This is a genomic window from Methyloprofundus sedimenti, from assembly GCF_002072955.1.
In the GTDB taxonomy this organism is placed as follows: domain Bacteria; phylum Pseudomonadota; class Gammaproteobacteria; order Methylococcales; family Methylomonadaceae; genus Methyloprofundus; species Methyloprofundus sedimenti.
Map to the genome: position 1 here is coordinate 72,176 of NZ_LPUF01000002.1, position 23,200 is coordinate 95,375.

Genomic DNA, 23,200 nt, shown 5'->3' on the forward strand with positions numbered 1-23,200 from the left:
AAAACCTTTAGGATCTATGTTGAACATTAAATCTATCTATTTCAAGCATTATGGTGCTAGTTTCTTCACTAGAAATATAGTAGCTTTTTTGATTACTATTTTCATTTAAAAGGCGAGCTAAGTATTCGCCTAAAAAAGCCAAAATAATAAATAGGATGAAAAATAAAAAAGAGGAGAAAAAAACCATAGATGTCCAGCCTTCAATCACGTCATCTTTAATGAAATTTATCGCAATACTGTACACGGCAAAAATAAACGCAGATAAACTCCCCGTTATGCCGAGAAGGCTGATCCATCGTAAAGGTTTTGTTGAGTTAAATATCATCACCTCTAATGCCTGGGTAACCCCTGAAATCAACGTCCTCTTTTTCAACATATTTGGGTTAAGCAAAGTATAGTGATAGTTTTTTGTGGGATATCCAGTTTTAGCTACCTTGGCAAAGAACTGATGATTAAATTGCCTTGTGTTTAGTATTGTATTAATCGCTTTTCGACTGAGACAGCGAACTGGTGTCGCATTCTTAGGTATCTGATACCCAATAGAACACAATAGCTTATTACCTAATAGTCTGGCTAATTTATACCCGGTGGTTTGAGGGGATTTAGCAATACCGATGATAACATCATGACCTTCTAAAGCGTCATCCACCATATCTCCAATAATCTCAATGGGATCAATAGTAGGGCGTATTAGTATAACAAAATCACCAATGGCATTTTCAATGCCCGCACATAAAGCCACATCAATTTCAACCGGAAACGCCAGTTTTATCCAGCGTATTGATGAAATAGTTTCTAAGAGCTTAGGTTTAATCAGAGTGGGGGCATGCGCTATAGTTTGATCGATAATGACAATCTCATAATCACTATAGCGTTGATCTAAATATTGCTGTAATAGTTTCAAATATACTTCAAAAGTATCACTATTTACATGATCGAATATCAACACTATCGAAACAAAAGTTTCTATTTTTTGAATTGTATTATCCATTTATAAGCCCTGTATTTTCAATTACTTCTATCACATCATATACATTGTCGATTTTGCCACCCATAATATTATGAAAACCATTTAAGCCATGATTAGGTTTATATAAAATGGGCCGAGAATCGCTAGTTTCGCTACTAGGCAAAATAGTTTTTACTTCCCATATTGAGTCTTCATATTTGCATTCTGATAATAATGGAATATAACGCTGAGCATCTTGAATCATATAGGGCCAAGCACTTTTTTTAGTTATTAGGTCATAATGCCGATGAGCATCTCTATAACCCCCGCTATTTGTATCATGCCATTCGTAATGCGGAGTATAACGGACATGACTGAATGAGTGTAAACCTCGCGCAGGAAAAGGCATAACAGAAAAGAAAGGACCATCCATAACGGTTATCCCTACATTTTTTAGCACATCAGGCACTTTAACTAATGCTATTTCTGTTAACTCATGTTTTAAAGGAATCATATCTATGCCAGAATCATTAATAACTTGATTGATCATTGAATAGGTACAGTTAAAGACCTCATCAACCGCAATAGGCTCTAGTTCAATTTCATCTGATAATGAGTAGGCGTGTATAAGTAACTTACCGTTCACCTCTCTTACAGACTGTATCTTCTGATTCAGATGATATTGAACGCCAGCATCTCCTATACGATCTAACATCGTATGCATTAATTTTTCTGCATTAAATGCAAACTCTTTAGTCGTAAAAACCGCTTCCACATAATGTGGATCAACTATACATGTTATTTTATGTGGAGCTGGTTCACACACAGCACCGATGCGACGGCAAAAGTTCTCAAATTGATTGGCAGAAATCTTACTTTGTATATTAGAAATTAAATAATATTTATCAAACGTATCATCAATGCAATCTCTGAACTCTGCGTAGAATTTTGGCAATGAAACTCTTGAGCGTAAAGCCGTCAGCATGCTTCTAGGGTAATGATATCCATTATGCACTCGCGCTTGATTCACATACGAAGCCCTTTGCATGAAATTATCTTCTTTTTCAGAAAGCATTACCTCATGCCCCTGTCTCGCAAAATATTCAGACAGATACATTCCAAAAAAACCACCACCTATGATTAATATTTTTTTTGAGATCACAGTTTTTCTATTTTATTTGATAAATGCACATTTAGACTTTAATTGAAGACCAATGACTTACACTAAAACACAGGAAACACCGCAATTTTTAGCTAACTCATAGGTTAATTCGCCAATAGACATAAGGCCAAAGAATTATTAGTTACTCAATCGTCTTTTTATTATTGAGCAAAATAAACTAAGATCCATACAAAACCAGTACATCAAGAAACTTTAATAACCGCATAAAGTCGTTCATTCCACTTTTTGATGACCTCATCACTATCAACTTTAACCTGAGGATGATTAATGCCTCTTTTTATCCCACACCAATGATTTTTTTTAACTGTTGCGCCAATTACTCAGTTAATTTGATTATTAATCATTTATATTATTTTTGAACTCGACACCCTTTGTACTGATAGATAGCACCTCATCAAAGGCCTCAATCGCTAATATATGTTTTATCTTTATATTCCCCAAAATAATCTCCACATGCAAGTAGTACCGTGAAGTGCCGTTTATGTTTAGATCATGCTTACGTTTCTTAATTATTGGCAAGGGTAAAACCTGAGTTGTAAGCTCTAAAACTTCCTGATGCTTAGTCAATTCCGAGATAATATCAGTAAGCATTCTAAATTTACTTTCTCAATTTTTTTCATTTTCTTGATTCTTTAACGGGTTAATCTCCGCCAGAGGTATCCTTCCAGATTCCGAGTTTTCAGCTAAACTGGTCTGCTCTACATTGTTACCAGATTCTGATTACTCATTCGCCTTTCCTCTAACTGCATCCTTTGTTGTTGTAAAAATACATTTAGTTGTTATCTCCGGTAAATATTCAATATCTATAGACGGTATTTCCAGCTCTATATAACCATGCATATATATTTTTGCACTATGCTACTGGATAACATGAGAATAAATTGGAAGGCTAATTATTAGAAATCAAGATTTTCATCATTAGCTAGGTCAGACAACGCAACTGCCAGTCCATCAAGAAATACTAGCTGCAAAAGAGCTATCAGGCAATACCCACAATCAATTAAGCGAAATTAACTATTGTCCGTATTGTACCTCTTCATTATCCTAAAAACCTCAGTTGAGCACGGATTTTGTGGAAAAGCTGAGTGTGGAAGACAAGGCACCGCGCGCAGGCAATGGCCGTAGCCCTTTTGGCAAGAGCTGTAACGCAGTCTTTCGTGCGCAGATTTATCCACAAAACCATGAAGCGGAGGAGTAGAGTCACCCAACAGGTGACAAGCATTTATGATCATTATATTTTACATTCAGTCACTTATAATGTTTTATAGCGGTCAACTGCGGTTTCCAGGTTAAAAGACTTCGGAGATAACGACCTCTTCCGCAAAGTATTAAGAAATTATTTTAAGCGCATTTACTCACTTGCGTTGCCAGTTACCTTTTTATCAATCTGCTTAAACTTTGCCAGGCAACACTGCCCGGATGGATTTCTTATCTCGCAGGCGCAAAGGCCGGTTTTAGTTTGCTCTATGACAAAGTTTTTGACTCGCTCAGCAATATTATCTTTTAGTGCTGAACGATATTGAGCCGCTGAAATATCAAAACAATAACAAAGTTTATCTGCTTCAATAGCCTGAGCCTGAGCAGAGCTTAATAAATATTGAGCAAGAATTTTTCCGCTTATTGAAAAATAAGCAACGGCACAGCTCTTGTTTGCGCAATAAAAATAACTATCCGCTAAAATCTGCTGATTTTCTGGAAATCTGACATTGTGATATAGCGTTTTTAAGCTGATACTTTTACCGAACTGATGGCACTCGGGGCAAGCATATGAGTGGGTAGTTTCTGATTTTTTTGCACAGCAATCAGACATATTTTTAGCCTCTGTTATTGAAGAGAAACGGTCGCGGGATAACCCGCATTAGTGCTCGCGTTGACCAATGCATCAATCTTGGTGATGTCCGCATTAAAGCTTACTGTGGCTATTTTATTCTCAAAATCAACTTCAACCTTGTGCACGCCTTCGACACTTGTCAGTGCTTTTTTAATAGTATATTTACACATGGCACAGGTCATATTCTGCACCTCAAGTGTCACTGTTTTCTGGCTGATTTGCGTTGGCTCTTCGGCATACAATAACGATGTTAAAAAAGGACTTATTAATAAGCTTAGCGTTAACAAAATGGTATTTCTCGTCATTATTGTTCTCCTTATTCCATAAAAAATGGGGCATACCAGGGAAAGGCCAGCAACAGCAATATCAGCGCTGAACCCAGCCAAAATAATAATTGTTGCTTATGCTTTACGCCTGAGGACGCACAAACTTTGCCCACGTCACACTGATCCGGCTGCCCATATAATTGCCGGTATCCCAGGCCAATAAACAGCAAGGTTAAGAAAACAAAAACTGGCCTGACCGCTTCCATAGAAGTTAAAGAACTTATCCATGCGCCGCCAATCCCTAATGATAAAAGGACTAAAGGCACAACACAGCAGACAGATGCGCCAATTGCGGTCAATAAAGCTGCCAGCCCCATCCAGACAGGATTTTTAGCTGATTCGGGTTGTTGTTTTTTCATCATATCCAGCCTTGTTTCCAGGTTATAAATTACGGCTGCTTCACTGATATATTGATAGGTGCCGACGCAGGAGATGCATCGTTATGCTTGATGCGCTCCGTACCTCAGCAGCATCCTATGAATTAAGCCGAACTCCGGTTAACTACGCCCTGTCAACGAACAGTGCGAAGCAAAAAGTATCCAAAAGCATCTTAAACTCTGTTCCATAGAACAGAGTCAAGAAAAAATGGCTTATTGGCTGGATTTTAGATCGAATTTATCGCTTGCTAGTGTTTCAATCAGAGTGCAATGCCCTGTTGAATTGTCTGTCTGGCACCCTTTGATTAGCTCTTTCAAATTATTACGCAAGTTCAATAAGGCATCAATTTGTTGATTAATATGTGCTATTTTTTGTTCCGCTATATGTCTAACATCTGCGCATTTGTTATCACTCAAAGCTATTATTTCTGCGACTTCCTTGAGTGAAAAACCGGCGTGTTGCGCGCGCTTAATAAAGCGTATTTTTATAAGATTTTCCTCTGGATAAGACCGATACCCCTGCTCTGGTTTAGCTGGCTCTTGCAGTAAGCCGATACGCTGATAATAGCGTATCGTTTCTATTGTGACATCAGCTTTTTTTGCCAGTTTACCTATGGTCATGCCCATGCGTTTTATAGCTCCTGTGGCTGACTATTATTTTAACACTCGGAATCAGACATTTAATTGCTGAAAACTTATAACTCACGGTAACTAGTGATTCAAAATGACAAAATAAAAATAACTTAGGAACATGCACGAAATAATATGAGCAACTTGTAGGATGGGCAAAGGTTTTTTTCGTGCCCATCTTTATATAGTACAGCCATCAGTCTATCTGGGGTAGCTTGATGGGCACGCTATTGCTTTACCCATCCTACAGATTTTTAACATGTTTAAGCTATTTCATGCACGTTCCTTAGTTCGTTAACACCCCCGTACAACTGGAGCCCTGCCCCGCCGTACACCCATAACAATGATCTGCAACGCTAATAGACATCGCTTCAGGCATTTGTTCCAGTAACTGGCTTAAGTGCGTCGTTTCACCTGTTAGTGGCATACCCAGCATTTGATTAAAATCACAATCATAAACATAGCCTTGCCAGTCTACGCTTAATAGACTTTTACACATCACCTGTGCCAGGTTTTCTGCCTGGTAGGACTGTTTCAATAAGTTCATATAGTCATCGAACTGACCCTTTGCCAACAACACCGCACCAAAGCGCTGGATCGGCATATTAGTAATGGTAAACAACTGGTTAAAATGCAGGTCGAAATGCTCGCCTAGAAAATGGCGATAAGACTCTTCCAGTTGCAATTGAGGAGCTGGCAGAGACATACCTTGTGGATTGAAAACCAGATTTAGGGTCAAATGACTGTTCGCCTGACCGTAACCTAAGGCATTAAGTTTTTTTAAGGCCTTGATCGATGCAGTGAAGACGCCTTTACCACGCTGGGCATCAACATTGTCTTCCATATAACAGGGCAACGAGGCAATGACTTCAACGCGCTGTTCAGCCAGAAATTCAGCGGTATCTTCAAAGCCAGGCTCGACTAGAATGGTCGGATTGCACCGATCCATCACATGTAAACCTTGTTTTCTCGCCTCTTGCACTAGCCAACGAAACTCGGGGTTCATTTCTGGAGAGCCACCGGTTAAATCAAGATATTCGAGCTGATATTTATCGGCGAACTGTAACGCCGTTTTCATAGTTTCGCGAGTCATCAACTCGGTCCGGTTAGGCCCTGCATTGACATGGCAATGGGTACAACTCAGATTACACAGGTAACCCAGATTCATTTGCAAGGTACTTAAGCGCCCACGGCGAATTTGTGGAAAATCACTCTTGAGTAGTAAAGGTTTAACGTCGCGCATCTTGATTTATCGTTTAATATTCAGGAAAAGCATGCCGGTAAGACATCTAAAAACCGGATAAGTTCGTATTGTTCCGGTAATGGATCTGGTAAGTTCAGCAAGGCATCGCGTAACGGGAGTAAGTCACTGACTTCATCAACATCACGTAAAGCGGCTAAAGTCTTAACATCTCCGAGTTGATCAATTTTATTGAAAAAATGAGCGCCAGTATCGGCTGAGCTGTAGACGACATCCGTCCATAAACTTTGCGGTACAGGACAGTTGCCGCCAAATACCCAGAACCCGCCATCAACACTGGGACCAAAGACTAAACGTGCTTGTTTTTCATGGGGCAACCAGCTCACTGCGTCAAGCAGTTCTGCAGTGGTCATTTGGGGAATATCCGCACCAACCAGTATGACAAAATCATGTTTGTTTAATAGCCTTTGATAAATATGCGCCATACGCTCACCCAAGCCGCCCTCGCCTTGCCATAAGCACGGTAAATCTTCCCAATAGCTATGATTTAAGGCGGATTCTTCAGCCACTGCATAATAACTCTTTATATCGGCCTGCTGGCTTAGTGACTGAGCCACCGAGGTAACTGATTGAGATGAAGCAAGATGAAAGGCTTCGGCAGTTTCTTTGCCTAAGGTAGCGGCCAAACGTGTTTTTACCGGCGACAATCCGGGCGTTTTAACGAATACAGCGATAGCGCCACTCATCAGGAATATACCAGACGACGTTTTGCCTGTCGTGTTAAGCACCAGGTTAAGAAAACATGTCGAATGGTGGTTGCAAGCCAGCCATGTTGTTGATATCGCCTGGCGCTGGTAAGTAATGCAGCGGGGAGTTCTTGCAGAGTAATCCCTCTCGCCTTCACGCGTACAACAAAGTCCAGATCCTCACCGATTGAGACGGTTTCATCAAAACCAGTCAATTGTTCAAAAATGGCCTTGCTAATAACAAATCCTTGATCGCCGAAGGGCAGACCAAAATAACGGGAACGGATATTAGCAGCCCAGGCATTTAAGCGTGTTTGCTCAGGACCATCATCAGCAAATTTCAAATTGAAATACCCCATACTTAGCTCATCTTTTTCTATATAGCTCTGCATTGCCTCAATAACTCCTGCAGTAAAACGTGTATCAGCATGCAAAAACCAGATTACTGATCTGGAAGCCTTTGCTGCTCCCGCATTGAGTTGTCTGGCTCGTCCTTGTGCAGTCTGTAGCCAAAGCACATTATCAGGCAAATCAAAATTTTCCGGCTGAGCCTGGCAAGCCGATAAAATAATTTCAATATCCAAGCCCAATAGCATTAATGCTGTTAAAAGATTTTGCCAGGTATTGTCACCAGGGCCTACCGGAATAACAATACTGAGTTTGCTAAAAGCGCTCATCGTTATTAGCAACACGCAGAACCGGATTCTAGCGATAAAGCGGTATTCGGTGGGGCACAATCAAATAAACCAAAATGAATCGATTTATCACCAAAAAAATCAAAATGTTCGGCATAACGGCTTAATGCCAACATATCATAGCTGTTGCCGCACACGCGCAAAGGCTTACCCTTTTCAAAGTGATGGTGATCATCCAAATCAAAAGCATGCAGATAATCAGGGATAGTACCTTTATATATAGCTAACTGGCCAAAATCTTCACAGCGATCTTCCAGTGCCATTTTAAAAGCTCGAATGGTGACCGAACGAAACTTGACCATTCCAATTTTGGCTTCTACCTCCGGGTCTTCCAGTGCAATAGGACTTTCTTTAACCACACGTACATCCGGGCACCCCAGCTCTTGCATCACGCGGCGAAAATCTTCCCAATACAATGCCCCGCCTAAACATTCGCCTAATAAGACCGGTTCTATTTTAAGTGCCTCTGGTATACGCCGATCGGCATAGACATCAGAAAAGTAAATCTCTCCACCTGGTTTTAATACCCGAAAAATTTCTGATAATACTTGCTTCTTATCGGGTGACAAGTTAATTACACAGTTTGAAACCACAAGATCAATCGAATTATCAGCAATACCGGCTGTTGCTAAATCTTCCATATAGCCTTGCTTAAATTCAACATTAGACCTCGCATAACCATAGCGCTCCGCATGCCAGTCACAATGCTCTTTTGCAATTGCCAGTTGCTCTTCAGTCATATCAATACCAATTACATGACCTGACTCACCGACTAAACGTGACAATAAATAACAGTCCCGTCCCGTGCCACAACCAAGATCCAGGACCGTAGCGCCTTCTAAAGCAGGTGGTAAAGGCGTTCCGCAACCGTAATAACGGGCAACGACTTCAGGGTGCAAGTCAGATAATAAAGGGCGTAAGTGTACAGGGACAGAGTCTAATGTACAGCAAGCGCTGGTTTTCAAGTCCTGACTGGATTGCAAGACCTGTCCATAATAGTTTTGTACTGATTCACTGATTGCTGTGTCGTTCATGTAAACTCCGGAATAAATAGTGACGCGACCGAAATCCTTTTGAAAGCGCGTTTTTTATGAAAAATTAATAGTTAAGTCGTAAAGATAAAGAATTCCTTACAAACAAGTGAAAATTAATTTGTTTTGTAATGATCATTTGCTCCCTCTCACTTCATCCTTACCCTAAAATGCAGCAAATTAAGCGAGTAGAAAAAAAGTATCTAAGATGAATAATATAGCGTAATTGGTCTGGATATCGCAAAAAATATAATTCATGTTTACTACATAACATGTGATAACCAGGTGGTAACAAAGCGCATCAAAAGATAGGCTATGTCTGCAGTTACTGTTATCTCTAAAAAATGTAACGAATAATGACCTAAGCTTTATTAATTACCAATCTGTTGTCAGCACAGTAGAGAGCTATATTAGATTTTATAACTATAAAAGACTACATTCTGCAATTGATTACAAAACTCCAAACCAAAGCACAAATGAAATGAAAAAAGCGGCTTAAAATCCTTCTATAAAAACTTAACCATTTCAGTTACTGTCGATGCAAAAGCAAGTATTGTACTTTTAATTTTCAATCGATACTGAACCTATTGGTTCTTATCTTTCAATGTGTTGCTCTTACTTATATTCAGTTACTTATTCTAAAAGGCTCAGATGGTTGCAAACTTTCAAAAAAAAAACTCACAATTCGATAAAATACTCTCTTTCATCATTAATAGAAATAACCTTGCTTATGTCACCAACCGTGTTTAATGTGCCTAAAGTCGCTGCTGCAATCGTAACGTACAACCATCGTGAGCCAGTATTGAATCTTATCGCGACATTAGAACAGCAAAAAATACCAACCTTTGTTACAGAAAATAATGGTGTTGATGGTGCTGCTGAGGCTATCAGGAATCAATTTCCTACAGTTTCTTTATTAGCCAGTTCCAGTAATTTAGGTGGATGCGGCGGTTTTAATTGTGCGGCATTGGCAGCGTTGTCCAGCGGTTGTGAATATCTTGTTTTTATTGATGATGATGCTTTCCCTGAAGCAGATTGTATCGCTCAGTTAACTGACTTTTTAGATGCCAATCCAGACTACATTTTTGCTGCGCCCGCGATATATATCACCTCACAACCTGATACATTGCAAGAGGCGGGAGGAGATGTCGATTTTAATCTGCCCCATCCAGTTGAAGCCTGGTATCGTTTTCATGTAAACCCTGAGTTACCTGCCGTAATAGATATTGGATATGCAAGTGCCTGTTGTTTAATGGTAAGAGCAGATGCTTTAAGGGAAATGGGAGTGATGGACTGGTCTTATTTTATTTTTAGTGATGATGTTGATCTTTGTCTGCGACTGCGTCACCGGTTTGCTAAAAAAGGGGCATGTGTTACAACTGCAAAAGCATTTCATGACTTTCCCTGGGCAAAACCATTTGCTCCTATGCGATTATATTTTTTTCAACGTAATGGATTACGCTTGATTTCAAACCACAGAAAAAGCGGACAGATAAAATCACTTTTTACGGCCTTAATGCGATTGCATCGACGTATTTTTTATAGCGGTCTTATTGGTGATTATGAAATTAAACAAAGCTTACTGGATGCATTTAAAGATGCCTGGAAAGGAAAATTTGGTAATTGGGATTCCTGGATAACTTTTGCAAAAGACAGAACAAAAGTAAAGTCATCCTTTTTTGAAAATCAAAATATAAAAAATATTTTGATTGATATTAGTATTGAAGATTTTGAACCCGCTATCATTGAGTTATTAAAAAAATTAAAATGTTCAGCATCAATTGATATTTTATGTGATGAAAGTAGAGTAGAGCATCATCAGGCGAATCCAAATTACAATCAAGTTTATGCCAGAAAAATTGGCTTTATTAGTCCTTTAAAAATACTCCCTACATTATTGAATAAAAAGTATGACCTAGTCGTTACTGATGCCAATATGGAAGCTAGAAGAGCCACCGCAATGTGCGGTAAATATGCAACGATATTTCATAACGATGAATTATTTATGGCTGCTAATCGTCCTTATCTTGCTGTAGTTGCACACCTACTTTCATTGCCGGTTGGACTATTTATGGCCCTGCTAACCATTAATCATTTTCGAAAACCATTCCCAGCAGGAAAACCACCTGCGGAAGCAGAAGCATTGCTTAAATACATTGGTATAGACCCGGAAATTGGTCAGCCTTTTGCCAGATTAAAGAATAATGACTGACCATTATATTCCTCCGGTTGCCGCGCCTAAATTAGGTACAGGGGAACTTGCCGGCGGTTATCGTGAATGGTGTGAAACACGCGAACAACAAGCACCAGAAAAGTACCTTTTGCGTAGTCATTCCAGTTTATTATTTTCCATTGTTGTTCCTGTCCATAACCCACTTGAGCATTGGTTACAAGACTGTATAAATTCGGTTCGGGCACAGTTTTTTGAAAATTGGGAGCTAATTTTAGCGGATGATGGCTCCAGGCAAGAAACCCTGGATTTATTAAAAAAAAATCAGCTACTTGATGACAGGATTAGCATTAGCCTACAAGCCCAGCCATCTGGTATTTCAACAACTACTAACCGTGCTGCGGATCTTGCGCAAGGAGACTTTCTGGTTTTTTTAGATCATGATGATCTATTAGATCCTTATGCGTTATCAGCATTTGCCCAACGATTACAAGCTAAACCAGAAGCAGACATAATATACTCTGATGAAGATCGTTTTGATGAGAATTATCAACGTCTGCATCCTGGATTTAAGCCTCAGTTTTCACTGGAAAAATTTCTCTGCACTAATTATATTCATCACCCAGTTGTTATGCGCCGTAAGCTTTTTATGCAGATTGGCGGACTTAACAGACAGTACGATGGTTCACAAGATTACGATTTGTTATTAAGAGCGATTGAGGTCACTTCAAAAATCGAGCATATACCTGACGTGCTGTATCACATGCGCATACATAGTGGTTCTTTAGCATCAGGTGCAGAAGCCAAGCCAGAAGCCCATAGCAAAGGACGGGCTGCAGTACAAGCTTATATACAAAGACAGCAATTGGACGCGATTATTAAACCTACTGTGTTTGCCGGCAATCATAATTTAAGCTACCCAATTAAACAGCGACCTAAAACATCTATTCTCCTTCTGGTTGATGAAGAAAAACAGATAAAAGAAAGCAAACTTAATTGGCAGCAACATCAAGATGATGAAATTTTAATTTGTGCAGATATCAGTAAAACCATTCCTGTTCGTCTTAATCAATTAGCCAGAAAAGCACAGGGTGATCTACTTATTTTTGCTAATGGTCATTTACAACCAGAGCCCTTGTGTATTGATGAATTATTAGGGCACTGTATCCGTAAAAATACTGGTTTAGTAACTGGAAAGCTTACATACAGCGATGGGAAATTGCATAGCTGTGGATTAACTTTAGGTACCAAAGGTTGTGCTGGACGCTGGCATTACTCTTGTAATGCAGATGATTTGGGTTATGGCGGCTGGATGGGAATTAACCATGAGGTTTCCGCAGTCCCCTGGCAGTTATTAGCTGTTAAAAAAGAGTTGTTTATGGAGGCAGGTTTATTTGATACTCAATATAAAAGTAATGGCTTTGATGTACACCTTGCCTTGCAGCTAGGGCATAGCTACAAGCTAAATCATAAGGTTGCTGTTCTTGCACAAGCAAGTTTTTCTCAACCTTGTCCACAACGAGATGAGCTATGGCTAGAAGATGATTTTATTCATCTTTGGACGCAGTGGAGAAACAAGCTTAATCAAGAAGATCCTTTTTATAATCCCAATTTTTCTATATATGATGAATCTATCAGTTTTATAAGTCCCTCAGAACTGCATTTAAAACGCTTCGGTGTATTTAACGCTTACGATACATTATCGTTTAAATTATTAAGGAATATTTTTTCATATTAACGCCTAGCTATTGCCCATAATCCTGGAAACTGCAGTTGAGTACGGATTTTGTGGAAAATATGAGTATGCAAGACACAGCTTGCAAGCAATAGCCGTATCCCTTGGCAAGAGCTGTAACGCAGTATTTCGTGCTCAGATTTATCCACAAAACCGTGAAGCGGAGTATAGTCACCCAACAGGTGACAAGCATTTACGATCATTATATTTTATATTCAGTTACTTATAGTTTTTTATAGCGGTCAACTGCGGTTTCTAGGTTAATAGTGTTAGGTCTTTGAATACCTCCGCTAAAGTGATGAAAAACGAACAGGCTCGCCGTGTAAAACCTTAGATGGTCAAGTCTTGATAAATAAAAGGATTGATGCATGATTTAGGGTTGATTATAGGTAAAATTTACTTTTTTAAAATATCCCATCTTTTTGATGGCTATCAGTAAATGAATCAGTATAAACTAGATTAATAAGATTAATTAGTTCAATAAACTCCAACAATATGCTCACCCAAGAACCCGCTGAACCTCTTATTTATTGTATTTTAACTGAAGCCCAGCAAACTTTATTACCTGCTAACTGGCAAAAATTCTTGACCGAGCAAACCATGCTGTTAAGTCATACGGATAAGACTGATTCCAATTATTTGAGTTTTCATAATCTGTGTTCTGATGCGCCATTGCGTGCAAACACGCTGTTGGAAGAAATGACCTGGGTGCTTTTGTCTAATCCAAAATGTAATCAAGTGGTTTGGCCTTTATTAACTTCAATTGAAAGTAGTCATCCACTCTCGGTCATTAACCTTAAAACTGAGACATTGAATACTGTGTTTGAACAGGGATATATTTGTCTCAGCCGTTCTAAAGATATTGATTTATTGAAACAAAATATCCATACAATATTGTGCTTTTCTCATGCACTGGTGACAGCACAAAATAATGTTGAACAGGCTATTTCATTTATACGCAAAATAAAAAATAAACTGTCATTAGAACAAAAATTGTTTTTAATGCAAAAGATTAATGCTTTGAAGGAATTGCTATCATTCTCTTTAAATATTAAAAATGAAATAAGCAATAGTCTTGCTTATAAAAAATCCTGGGAGCCCTATTTTAAAAGACCCGAACTGGATTTAAATACTAAGATAGTTCCTGTTCAAAATAGAATTCCTGTATTAATTGCTACTCATTGGCTGGAGCTTGGAGGGGTGGAAAAATTTGCTATTGATTTAATTAAAGCATTGCCAAAAGACCAATATGCAGTTTACGTTACAACAGATAATCTTTCGTTTAATGCATGGAGTTCTGAGATTGCTGATCATGTAGAGGCGGTTTTTCATTTACCGAGTTTTTTAACGCCTAAATTGATGGCAATATTTTATGAATATTTAATTCGTAGCCGCCAGATTCGCTTAATGCATATTCATCATGCAGCGCAAGCTTATGATGCGCTTTATCATATCCGTCGATTTCATCCGACGTTAAAAGTTCTGGATTCATTACATATTATTGAACTGCCTCCTCATGAAGGCGGCTATGTTGAATCATCTGCACAGTGTTTTGAGTCATTTATTAATCATCATCATGTGATTAGCCAATATTTGAAAAATTTTCTTACTCAGCGTTGGCGGGTTACTGACGACAAAATTTCAGTTACTTATCTTAATGTTGATAGTGATTATTTTAATCCTTCGATTGTAGAAAATGGACTGATAAGAAAGTCGTTACATATTCCTGATAATGCTTGTTTAGTTGGTTTTATTGGTCGATTTAGTCAGCAGAAACAGCCGCTTGAATTTATTAAAGCTGCGCAATTAATTCAAAAAAAATGGCAGGAATCAAGTCAAACAGTTCCCCTGGTTTTTTTAATGACAGGCAGTGGAATACTGGAAGCCGAAATTAAGTGCGCAATAAAAAAAGCAGCTGGCACTATGATTTTATTACACTCCCAGGTGCAGGATGCACGCCCTGTTTACCAGGACTGCGATGTGTTGATGATGCCTTCTGAAAATGAGGGGATTGCTTTAGTCAGCTACGAAGCGATGGCAATGCAAACGCCTATATTTTTTACCGATGTTGCGGCTCAAAATGAATTAATGGCGACTGAGTTTTTAGTAGAAAATACTCAACCTCTTGCTGAAAAATTTGCTGATGCCATCTGGCCTTATCTTATTGATCCAGAAAAAAGACAGCAGGCGGGCATAAAAATGAGAGCTTACATTCGAGAACATCATCATCATGAAAAAACATATGCTGAACTATTAGCGCTTTACCAAACACTGCTCGCACAATAATGAATTTTCTCCGAAAAGTTTTTTTGCGATTTAGCGACCCATTGTTAAAACAATGTTACTGGCAACGACTTTATAATAAACAAACACAAACATCTGATAGCCCAAGGTGGTTAAATTATCTGATGTTTTGTGATTGTGAACATGAAATACATCGTTACAGAAGCGCAGAATCTGCTTACCCCGCTTATTTGTTACAACACAGTTTTTTAACCTGTATAGAAAAACGCCAGCGTCAGCGATCAGTAAAACATTGGCAATATAAGCCGTTAATGAGTATTCAGCTTGCTGTTTATAAAGTTGACTCAGACCAGTTACAGGCGTGTTTAGATTCCGTTGCAAGACAACTCTATCCTCATTGGCAGTTATGTATTGTGGAAGACGGCAGTGGCATTGCAGAAATCAGGAAAATACTTGTGGATTTCAAGCAGACGTTTCCTGATAAAGTTAAATTAGTCTGCCGTGAAGAAAACCGAGGTATCACAGCATCCTGTCAGGAAGCCTTTTTATTAACTGACGGAGACTATGTTGCACTTCTGGATCATGATGATTATCTTGCGCCAGAAGCTTTATACGAGGTAGTCAAACTACTCAACCAGTACCCCGATACTGACTGGGTTTATTCTGATAATGATCAAATTGATAGTCACGGCTTACGTTGCTGTCATCACGCAAAACCAGCCTGGTCTCCTGAATTATTATTGACCTACAATTATATTTTGCATTTATCTGTTATTCGTCGAACATTAATGCAGCAAGCAGGCGGTTTTCGTTTAGGTTTTGAAGGCTCACAAGATTACGACCTCTATTTACGATTATCTGAGCTAAGTAATAAAATCAGACACATTCCAAGAGTCTTATATTCATGGCGACAATCAGAAAATTCTGTTTCTTTAAACCCCGAAAATAAAAGTTATGCCTTTGATGCTGCTATACGTGCATTAAATGCAGCGTTAGAAAGGCGTGGGGAGGTTGGACAAGCTTGTTATCCAAAACACTCGTGGTTAGGGAGTTATCAAATAAACAGACAGTTTGATAGAAAGCCTGAAATTGATGTTATTCATATAAACACAGAGCATCCAGATTTAAGCAAATTAGCTGCGCAAAAAGCGATTACTATTGCTTCGCAAGCTTCACTGACGTTCAACCAAGCTATGGGTAATAAATTGTATTCACTCATCAACGAATGCGAGGCTCCCTATATTTTATTTCTTGATTGTGCGGCAAAATTTATTGGCAACGAGCCGTTATCCCGCATGGCTACTCAGTTAATCCCTGCAGGGGTTGCAGTATGTACAGCGAAAATCATTAATAGTACCGGCCAAGTTGACCACTGTGGTTTAGCTTATCAACAAGGAAACCTTCGTTACCCTTTGAGAGGGTGGGATAAAAACATGGATGGTATTGGCGCGTATGGAGCGTTGCCCAGAAATGTTACTCTAACTTCTCCATTAATTAGTTTATGTAAAACTGAAGAAATTCAATCGCTGGTTGAAAAATTACGCGACTATCAGGACTTTTCCGGCTGGTCAATTGCACTGTGTCTGGAACTACAATCCAGGCAGCTAAGAATCTGTGCTGATGGAGGTATTGCAATTGAATATACTCAGGAAAAATTCTACCAATTAACCCTGTCTGATCATGATAAAGCGTTATTACAAAGCCATTACCCTGCATTTTTTAATAACCACGATCCTCTGTATCATAACCAAATGAATAGCTCGATTGTTACAGGAGTCTAAAACAACGTTAGGTATCATGACTCACTTGATCAGACGCTCATTGCTCACCCTTCCCTAAGCAGCTGAACCATAGCCTCAGACGATAGATCCGCTTTTACAGGCTCAATATGAGCAATCATATCTAAAAATTTCTGATTATTCTCTTTTTGCTCCAGCTCTTTAAGCGCATTAGCAATCGCTCTATTCATTAAAGCCGTTTTTGCCCTTTAGGGATACGGTCTAGCCCCTGCTTATTTTCTGGTGTCAGATATAAAGTGGCTCTTACTTTATCCTGAACGCCGCTGATAGTATTTTTCATAATGCTATTTCTATCAGCTAATAATGACACCATTGTATAACATACGAAATAAGGCGCTACCCAGGCATCGCAGACCAGCTTTCAGACAACGCTTCAGCTTGCTTCATACATAATTCAATTGCCTCATCTGCTTTATCAGGCGGGTATTTCCATTTACGCAGCGCTCGACGCACCAAATTTCTCAATTTAGCCCTGACACTATCTCTCACCTGCCAATCGACTGTCGTTGATTTTCTTAGTTGCGCCGTCACCTGTTTAGCCAGTTCACGTAGATTATCATCACCCAGTTCACGCACGGCTGATTCATTCTGAATTAAGGCGCGATAAAAAGCGATCTCATCCGCACTTAGCCCTAATGAGTCAGCCTGTTTTGCATCTGCTTCCATTTCCTTTGCCATCTTGATCAGTTCTTCGATGACCTGGGCTGTTTCTATGGCACGGTTATGATATTTACGCAGGGTTTCCATGATGCGATCGGAGTACTTCTTCTCGGACACCACATCAGTTTTCATGCGTGCTTTAATTTCATCACGCAACAGCTTTTCCAGTAACTCTGCGGCTAAGTTTTTTTGTGGCAGGTTTTTTACATCGTCCATAAACTCTGGCGACAATAGCCCTATATTCGGCTTATCTAAACCAACCAGTGCAAATATATCAGCCACACCATCCGCGACAATCGCGTTATCGATGATTTGTTTTAACGCGGTATTTTTTTCTTCATCAGTACGACGCTTATCTATGCTGGTAAATTTACTAATGGCCGCTTTAACAGCTGATAAAAAAGCTATTTCCTTTTTTAAGGGTTCGGCGTCATCAATGGTGCCGCATAAGGTATAAGCCTTACTAATAGCAGCCATGACGTCTAAAAAGCGTTTTTTGCCATCTTTTAATCCAAGAATATGATTCATTGCACCCGGCAATAAGCGCAGGGCTTTAGTTGCGTATTCGCTATAATCAAAGCCATGCAACATGCCATGAACGACATCCATTTTCTCCAGCAATATGGCATACGCTTCACGGGTATCTAGCGTCGGCGTACCCTTCCCTTTAGAATCCGTATAGATTCTAAGTGCCTGCTTTAACTCATTGGCAATACCGATGTAATCAACAACCAAACCGCCTGGCTTGTCTTTAAACACCCGATTAACCCGAGCAATAGCCTGCATCAAGTTATGGCCTTTCATTGGCTTGTCTATGTACATGGTATGACAGCTAGGCGCGTCAAAACCAGTGAGCCACATATCACGTACAATCACTAATCCCAGTGGATCATTTGGATCTTTAAAGCGCTTCTCGAACAGCTTTTTAGTTTCTTTATTGTGAATATGCGGCTGTAGCTTGGATTTATCGGCTGCTGAACCGGTCATCACAATCTTAATTGCACCTTTTGCTGTGTCTGTGTCATGCCATTCTGGTTTTAGGGCAATAATAGCGTCATACATATCCACGCAAATTTCACGACTCATACAGACAATCATGCCTTTACCGGGCATCGCTTCAGTTCGACTGACAAAGTGATGGACTAAATCTTTGGCGACTTGCTCCATTCTCGGTGCACTGCCGACCAACTTCTCTAAAGTTGCCCATTGTGATTTGGTCTGCTCACGCGAAGCCAACTCTTCTTCGTCTTCGATGACCTCATCGACATCATCGTTCAAGGCTTCAATTTCAGCCTGATTAATATCCAACTTGGCTAAACGTGATTCATAGTAGATTGGCACGGTTGCCCCATCATCCACGGCATCTTGAATATCATAGATAGAGACATAATCACCAAATACCGCACGGGTATCCTTGTCCTCAGCGGATATAGGTGTTCCGGTAAAACCAATAAAAGACGCTTTAGGCAAAGCATCACGTAAGTGCTTGGAATACCCGAAAGTGTATTTACCTGTTTTGCTATTAAATTTCGCCCTATCTCCATAATGACTGCGATGGGCTTCGTCACTAATCACCACAATATTGTGCCGCTCACTTAAGACAGGATGACTCAGTTCATCAGCAATCAAAGCAAACTTTTGAACTGTAGTAAAGATAATCCCGCCTGATTGCCTTGATGCCAAAATCTCACGCAGATCATCACGATCTTGTGCTTGTACGGGTGTTTGCTTTAAAGCATCACTGGCCATGCTAAAGGTATTGAATAACTGCCCATCTAAATCATTACGATCTGTCACCACCACAATCGTTGGATTATTCATTTCCGGTTGTGCCAACAATTTACCAGCGTAACACACCATCGAAATCGATTTGCCCGATCCTTGGGTATGCCACACGACGCCCGCCTTACCAGAACCCGGCACCACCTTACCGGCATAATCAGCACGAGATTCAGCAATTGCACTTTGTTGCTGAGCAGCAATCACCGTCGCCTTGACCGCCTCGCGTACCGCATGAAATTGATGATAACCGGCAATCTTCTTAATCGTATTGTCGCCATCTTGCTCGAACAACACAAAGTGATGCAGATAATCCAATAGTAATTCAGGCTTAAAAAATCCCTTCACCAAAGTTTCTAAGTGATATTCAAATAACGGCTTATCATCTTCATTGGCTAAAGTACGCCACGGTAGAAACCGCTCTTTATTTGCCGTTAATGAGCCAACACGTGCATTTAAACCATCACTAACGACCAAAGCTTCATTAAAAACAAATAAGTCTGCTATTTGGTCTTTATAGGTTTGTAACTGTTGATAGGCTGACCAAATGTCTGCGTTACTGTCTGCTGGGTTTTTAAGTTCAATCACCGCCAATGGCAAACCGTTAATAAAGACAATCACATCAGGGCGACGATTGCCTTTAGTACCGGTAATGGTAAATTGATTGACCACTAAAAACTGATTGTTCTCGACATGAGCAAAATCTATCAACTGCACATAGTCGGTTTTATCCTCACCGGCTAACTTGAAATCAACCTTCACGCCTTCTAACAGAAATTGATGAAAGACCTTATTACTTTTAATCAAGATCGGCGTTTCTGGCTTAGCGACTTGCCGTGCCACTTGATCTAAAACATCGGCTGGAATATGGGGATTGATAACGGTTAATCGGCTTAACAAACGATCATGCAACACAATTTGCCGATAATCGCTACGCTCAGGATTCACACCATCAGGCGCAATATCATAACCACTCACATAGTTATATCCAATAGATTGAAACCAATCCAGGCAAAGTTGTTCAAGCTGGTCTTCAGTAATCATGTAGTAAATCCACGTCCATTGGTAATAAAGCAATAATTGATAAATTCACCGCGCATAAATCATTCACCGCGACATCTAATAACATCAAGGTTAGCCTATTAAGAAACACCTATAAAAAAACCATCGCTCCCACGCTCCGCGTGGGAATGCAGCCCTGGACGCTGCAGCGTCAACTACCAAGCATCAATATCAATCAAACTCGCACCGCCTGCATAATGTCCTGCACTCGAATAGCGCCAATGCTCAGCCTTCTCTACATAACCACGCTTAATTGGGTTCTGATGAATATAGTCCAACTTCTCTCTCATGATCGCCTCACTAAAAACCATCTCGGCATGAACTCCCTCCTGCCAAAACTGATACTCTCGATCTACTTTATGCGCACACTTGGAAAAACGTAATCGCGCTAAAAGTGATTCAGCATGCCGGGCTTTTAAATAATCGATCAACTGCCTTGCAGTAAAAGACTTAAAACTACTGATGCATTTATCTAACTGGGGTGCTTGTGCAACAAAATGTAAATGATTCTCTAAAATCACATAACCGTACAACTTTAAGCCTTGATGCTCACGTTGATATTGCCAGCAGTCCAAAATGATCTGTACCGTTTCCGTGCGGGTAAAAACGGGTAGCCACTCCATCACCGTACAGGTCATAAAATGTGCTTGATCTGGCTCGGTGATGGTGTAACGGCTACGTCCCATTTTTATTACTCTCTTAGCTTACGTGACGCTGGAGCGTCTGACACTGCATTCCCACGCGGGAGCGTGGGAACGATCAAATAAAGCTTAGCAGACCACTCATAAAACACACGTCCTTTAGTTCCGAGTAACGACGACCACCTGTTTCATCATTCATCGTTCATCGTTCATCGTTCCCACGCTCTGCGTGGGAATGCCGCTCTGGACGCTCCAGCGTCTCATCTCACCCTCGGTAGACCGTGCATAACTCACCTTCTTTAGAACGGAGTAACGACGGTCTCCCGTTTAACTTGCCCACTGCACTATCGGGACGCTGGAGCGTCTGACACTGCATTCCCACGCGGGAGCGTGGGAACGATCAAATAAAGCTTAGCAGACCACTCATAAAACACACGTCCTTTAGTTCCGAGTAACGACGACCACCTGTTTCATCGTTCATCGTTCATCGTTCCCACGCTCTGCGTGGGAATGCCGCTCTGGACGCTCCAGCGTCTCATCTCACCCTCGGCTGACCGTGCATAATACATCCTCTTTAGAACCGAGTAAGGCGGCCTCCCGTTTAACTTGCCCACTGCACTATCGGGACGCTGGAGCGTCTGACACTGCATTCCCACGCGGGAGCGTGGGAACGATCAAATAAAGCTTAGCAGACCACTCATAAAACACACGCCCTTTAGTTCCGAGTAACGACGACCACCTGTTTCATCATTCATCATTCATCATTCATCATTCATCATTCATCATTCATCGTTCATCGTTCATCGTTCATCGTTCATCGTTCCCACGCTCTGCGTGGGAATACCGCTCTGGACGCTCCAGCGTCTCACCTAACCCTCGGTAGACCGTGCATAACTCACCTTCTTTAGAACGGAGTAACGACGGCCTCCCGTTTAACTTGCCCACTGCACTATCGGGACGCTGGAGCGTCTGACACTGCATTCCCACGCGGGAGCGTGGGAACGATCAAATATTTCTTTGCCGCTTATCAGTCATTAATTGGTCTGCTCAGAACCAATAATGAACTCTCCAGAAAGGAGCTTGGGCAGTAAGGAGCCTCTTATGTTAGTCAGGGTATGATTTTCTTTCACAAGTTCTGATCCTTTTAGATATAAGGATGAAACCACCTGACAAAAATTACTCAATAAATTTACCGAAGGAAAAGGAACTTTCATTCTCTTCATATCGGCAATAGTGACATGGCCTAATCCGGTTGTTTGTTTTTGTTTCGCTGTAGCTACTAACACGGGCTTCATGTGTTTCAAAAGATAATAGGTGAAATATTTCTGTTCTTTGGATGAGAAATTTAATTTGAAGATATGCTGGTTTAACCAGCCATCCCCCCCAAACCATTTAAAAATATCAAGAGATGTCTCGGGACTACCTGACCATGAGTATAAAACATCATCATTTCTAATAAAATATTTATCAGGTCTAACTGATTTAGTAAATTTAGTTCCAGCTGATATTCCTTGTTTTAATTCAGCTATTTTTATAATGGGTAAACCTTCTTCATCACTTGAGAAATCACTCGCTTTAAATGCAGAACCATTGACATATTTAGCGGTTTCGTAAAGAGGGATAAACGACCACCCCTCCGGAATCTCACCCAACTCAGAATCAACCAAGGCATCGGGAAATAAGGCGGCGGTGGTTTTGAGTTGTTGTAGGGTGTCGGGATCTAGCTGTTCAAGCTGGTCTAAGGTTTTGCCGCTGATAGCACACATTGCAGCCCGTTCGATTTGTTCGGCTGTTGCGCCTGCTTGCTTGGCGGCGATTTTGGCTTTTACGGGTTCAAAATCAACAAACCAGCTTTTAAAGATGGCTTGGGCTATCTGTTCGAGGGTTTGGTTGGTTTGGCGGTTGAGTTCGATTTTTTTGTTTATTGTTAATAAATCGCTGCCTATTTTTCTTTGCTGGCTGATTTCAGGAAGAAAGAACTTATATTGCATGATCGCAGCCTTATCACCACGAGGCATTTTAGCTCCCTTAGCTGTAAGGACTGAATAGTTTATAAAGTCCTCATTGCTCAGGAGAAAGTATAAGTAGTTAGGATCTAATACTCCCGAATTCATATAATAACTGCAACACCTCTTTAAAGG

At 40.3% G+C, this 23,200-nt stretch carries 17 protein-coding genes and 2 pseudogenes; 5 read left to right on the forward strand and 14 right to left on the reverse strand.

Annotated features, from left to right (window positions below; genetic code table 11):
• Positions 1-7 precede the first annotated feature (7 nt).
• The 10 genes and pseudogenes from AU255_RS13225 to AU255_RS13275 all read right to left on the reverse strand — a co-directional run bounded on the left by AU255_RS13225 (position 8) and on the right by AU255_RS13275 (position 8,972).
• A complete protein-coding gene (locus tag AU255_RS13225; RefSeq protein ID WP_080523422.1) occupies positions 8-991 on the reverse strand; it encodes a glycosyltransferase family protein in 984 nt (327 codons plus the stop codon).
• A complete protein-coding gene (locus tag AU255_RS13230; RefSeq protein ID WP_080523423.1) occupies positions 984-2,111 on the reverse strand; it encodes an FAD-dependent oxidoreductase in 1,128 nt (375 codons plus the stop codon). The genes AU255_RS13225 and AU255_RS13230 overlap by 8 nt, the downstream gene beginning before the upstream one ends.
• A 357-nt stretch (positions 2,112-2,468) precedes the next feature.
• Positions 2,469-2,723, reverse strand: a complete 255-nt coding sequence (locus tag AU255_RS13235; RefSeq protein ID WP_080523424.1) for a Tn7-like element transposition protein TnsE — start codon at positions 2,721-2,723, stop codon at positions 2,469-2,471.
• 760 nt (positions 2,724-3,483) lie between these two features.
• The gene (locus AU255_RS13240; protein ID WP_143735967.1) at positions 3,484-3,942 is read right to left on the reverse strand and encodes a putative iron-sulfur cluster-binding metallochaperone; all 459 of its coding nucleotides are present in this window, start codon (positions 3,940-3,942) and stop codon (positions 3,484-3,486) included.
• Positions 3,943-3,956: 14 nt separating this feature from the next.
• Positions 3,957-4,648: pseudogene (locus tag AU255_RS21440) on the reverse strand (mercuric transporter MerT family protein).
• 231 nt (positions 4,649-4,879) lie between these two features.
• Positions 4,880-5,293 carry a MerR family transcriptional regulator gene (locus tag AU255_RS13255; RefSeq protein ID WP_080523425.1) on the reverse strand — a complete coding sequence of 138 codons (414 nt, stop codon included), beginning with the start codon at positions 5,291-5,293 and terminating at the stop codon, positions 4,880-4,882.
• 289 nt (positions 5,294-5,582) lie between these two features.
• Positions 5,583-6,539, reverse strand: a complete 957-nt coding sequence (gene arsS / locus AU255_RS13260) for an arsenosugar biosynthesis radical SAM (seleno)protein ArsS (protein WP_080523426.1) — start codon at positions 6,537-6,539, stop codon at positions 5,583-5,585.
• 20 nt (positions 6,540-6,559) lie between these two features.
• Entirely contained in the window at positions 6,560-7,243 is a 684-nt protein-coding gene (locus tag AU255_RS13265; RefSeq protein WP_080523427.1) for a TIGR04282 family arsenosugar biosynthesis glycosyltransferase, read from the reverse strand.
• Positions 7,243-7,920 (reverse strand): TIGR04283 family arsenosugar biosynthesis glycosyltransferase, encoded by a 678-nt coding sequence (locus AU255_RS13270; protein ID WP_080523428.1) that lies wholly within the window; start codon positions 7,918-7,920, stop codon positions 7,243-7,245. The genes AU255_RS13265 and AU255_RS13270 overlap by 1 nt, the downstream gene beginning before the upstream one ends.
• Before the next feature lie 5 nt (positions 7,921-7,925).
• Positions 7,926-8,972 (reverse strand): methyltransferase domain-containing protein, encoded by a 1,047-nt coding sequence (locus AU255_RS13275; protein WP_080523429.1) that lies wholly within the window; start codon positions 8,970-8,972, stop codon positions 7,926-7,928.
• 331 nt (positions 8,973-9,303) lie between these two features.
• On the opposite strand from AU255_RS13275, the pseudogene AU255_RS13280 reads away from it, so the two are divergent.
• From AU255_RS13280 to AU255_RS13300, 5 genes and pseudogenes are all read left to right on the forward strand, one after another.
• Positions 9,304-9,468 (forward strand): annotated as a pseudogene (locus AU255_RS13280) (IS3 family transposase); the annotation flags it as partial.
• Positions 9,469-9,699: 231 nt separating this feature from the next.
• Positions 9,700-11,181: a glycosyltransferase family 2 protein gene (locus AU255_RS13285; protein WP_158083124.1), complete on the forward strand. Its 1,482-nt coding sequence runs from the start codon at positions 9,700-9,702 to the stop codon at positions 11,179-11,181.
• Positions 11,174-12,877: a glycosyltransferase family 2 protein gene (locus AU255_RS13290; RefSeq protein ID WP_080523431.1), complete on the forward strand. Its 1,704-nt coding sequence runs from the start codon at positions 11,174-11,176 to the stop codon at positions 12,875-12,877. Before AU255_RS13285 ends, AU255_RS13290 begins: the two co-directional genes overlap by 8 nt.
• 492 nt (positions 12,878-13,369) lie before the next feature.
• On the forward strand, positions 13,370-15,160 hold the full coding sequence (locus tag AU255_RS13295) for a glycosyltransferase family 4 protein (protein ID WP_080523432.1): 1,791 nt from the start codon (positions 13,370-13,372) through the stop codon (positions 15,158-15,160).
• On the forward strand, positions 15,160-16,899 hold the full coding sequence (locus AU255_RS13300) for a glycosyltransferase family 2 protein (RefSeq protein ID WP_080523433.1): 1,740 nt from the start codon (positions 15,160-15,162) through the stop codon (positions 16,897-16,899). The genes AU255_RS13295 and AU255_RS13300 overlap by 1 nt, the downstream gene beginning before the upstream one ends.
• Before the next feature lie 44 nt (positions 16,900-16,943).
• On the opposite strand, the gene AU255_RS20125 is transcribed toward AU255_RS13300, so the two are convergent.
• The 4 genes from AU255_RS20125 to AU255_RS13315 all read right to left on the reverse strand — a co-directional run bounded on the left by AU255_RS20125 (position 16,944) and on the right by AU255_RS13315 (position 23,077).
• Complete coding sequence (locus AU255_RS20125; protein ID WP_158083125.1) at positions 16,944-17,087, reverse strand: hypothetical protein; 144 nt, start codon at positions 17,085-17,087, stop codon at positions 16,944-16,946.
• A 166-nt stretch (positions 17,088-17,253) separates the two neighbouring features.
• Positions 17,254-20,400, reverse strand: a complete 3,147-nt coding sequence (locus AU255_RS13305; protein WP_080523434.1) for a type I restriction endonuclease subunit R — start codon at positions 20,398-20,400, stop codon at positions 17,254-17,256.
• A gap of 173 nt (positions 20,401-20,573) precedes the next feature.
• The gene (locus AU255_RS13310; RefSeq protein WP_080523435.1) at positions 20,574-21,104 is read right to left on the reverse strand and encodes an REP-associated tyrosine transposase; all 531 of its coding nucleotides are present in this window, start codon (positions 21,102-21,104) and stop codon (positions 20,574-20,576) included.
• Positions 21,105-22,093: 989 nt separating this feature from the next.
• Positions 22,094-23,077: a restriction endonuclease subunit S gene (locus AU255_RS13315; RefSeq protein ID WP_332889057.1), complete on the reverse strand. Its 984-nt coding sequence runs from the start codon at positions 23,075-23,077 to the stop codon at positions 22,094-22,096.
• Positions 23,078-23,200: the final 123 nt, after the last annotated feature.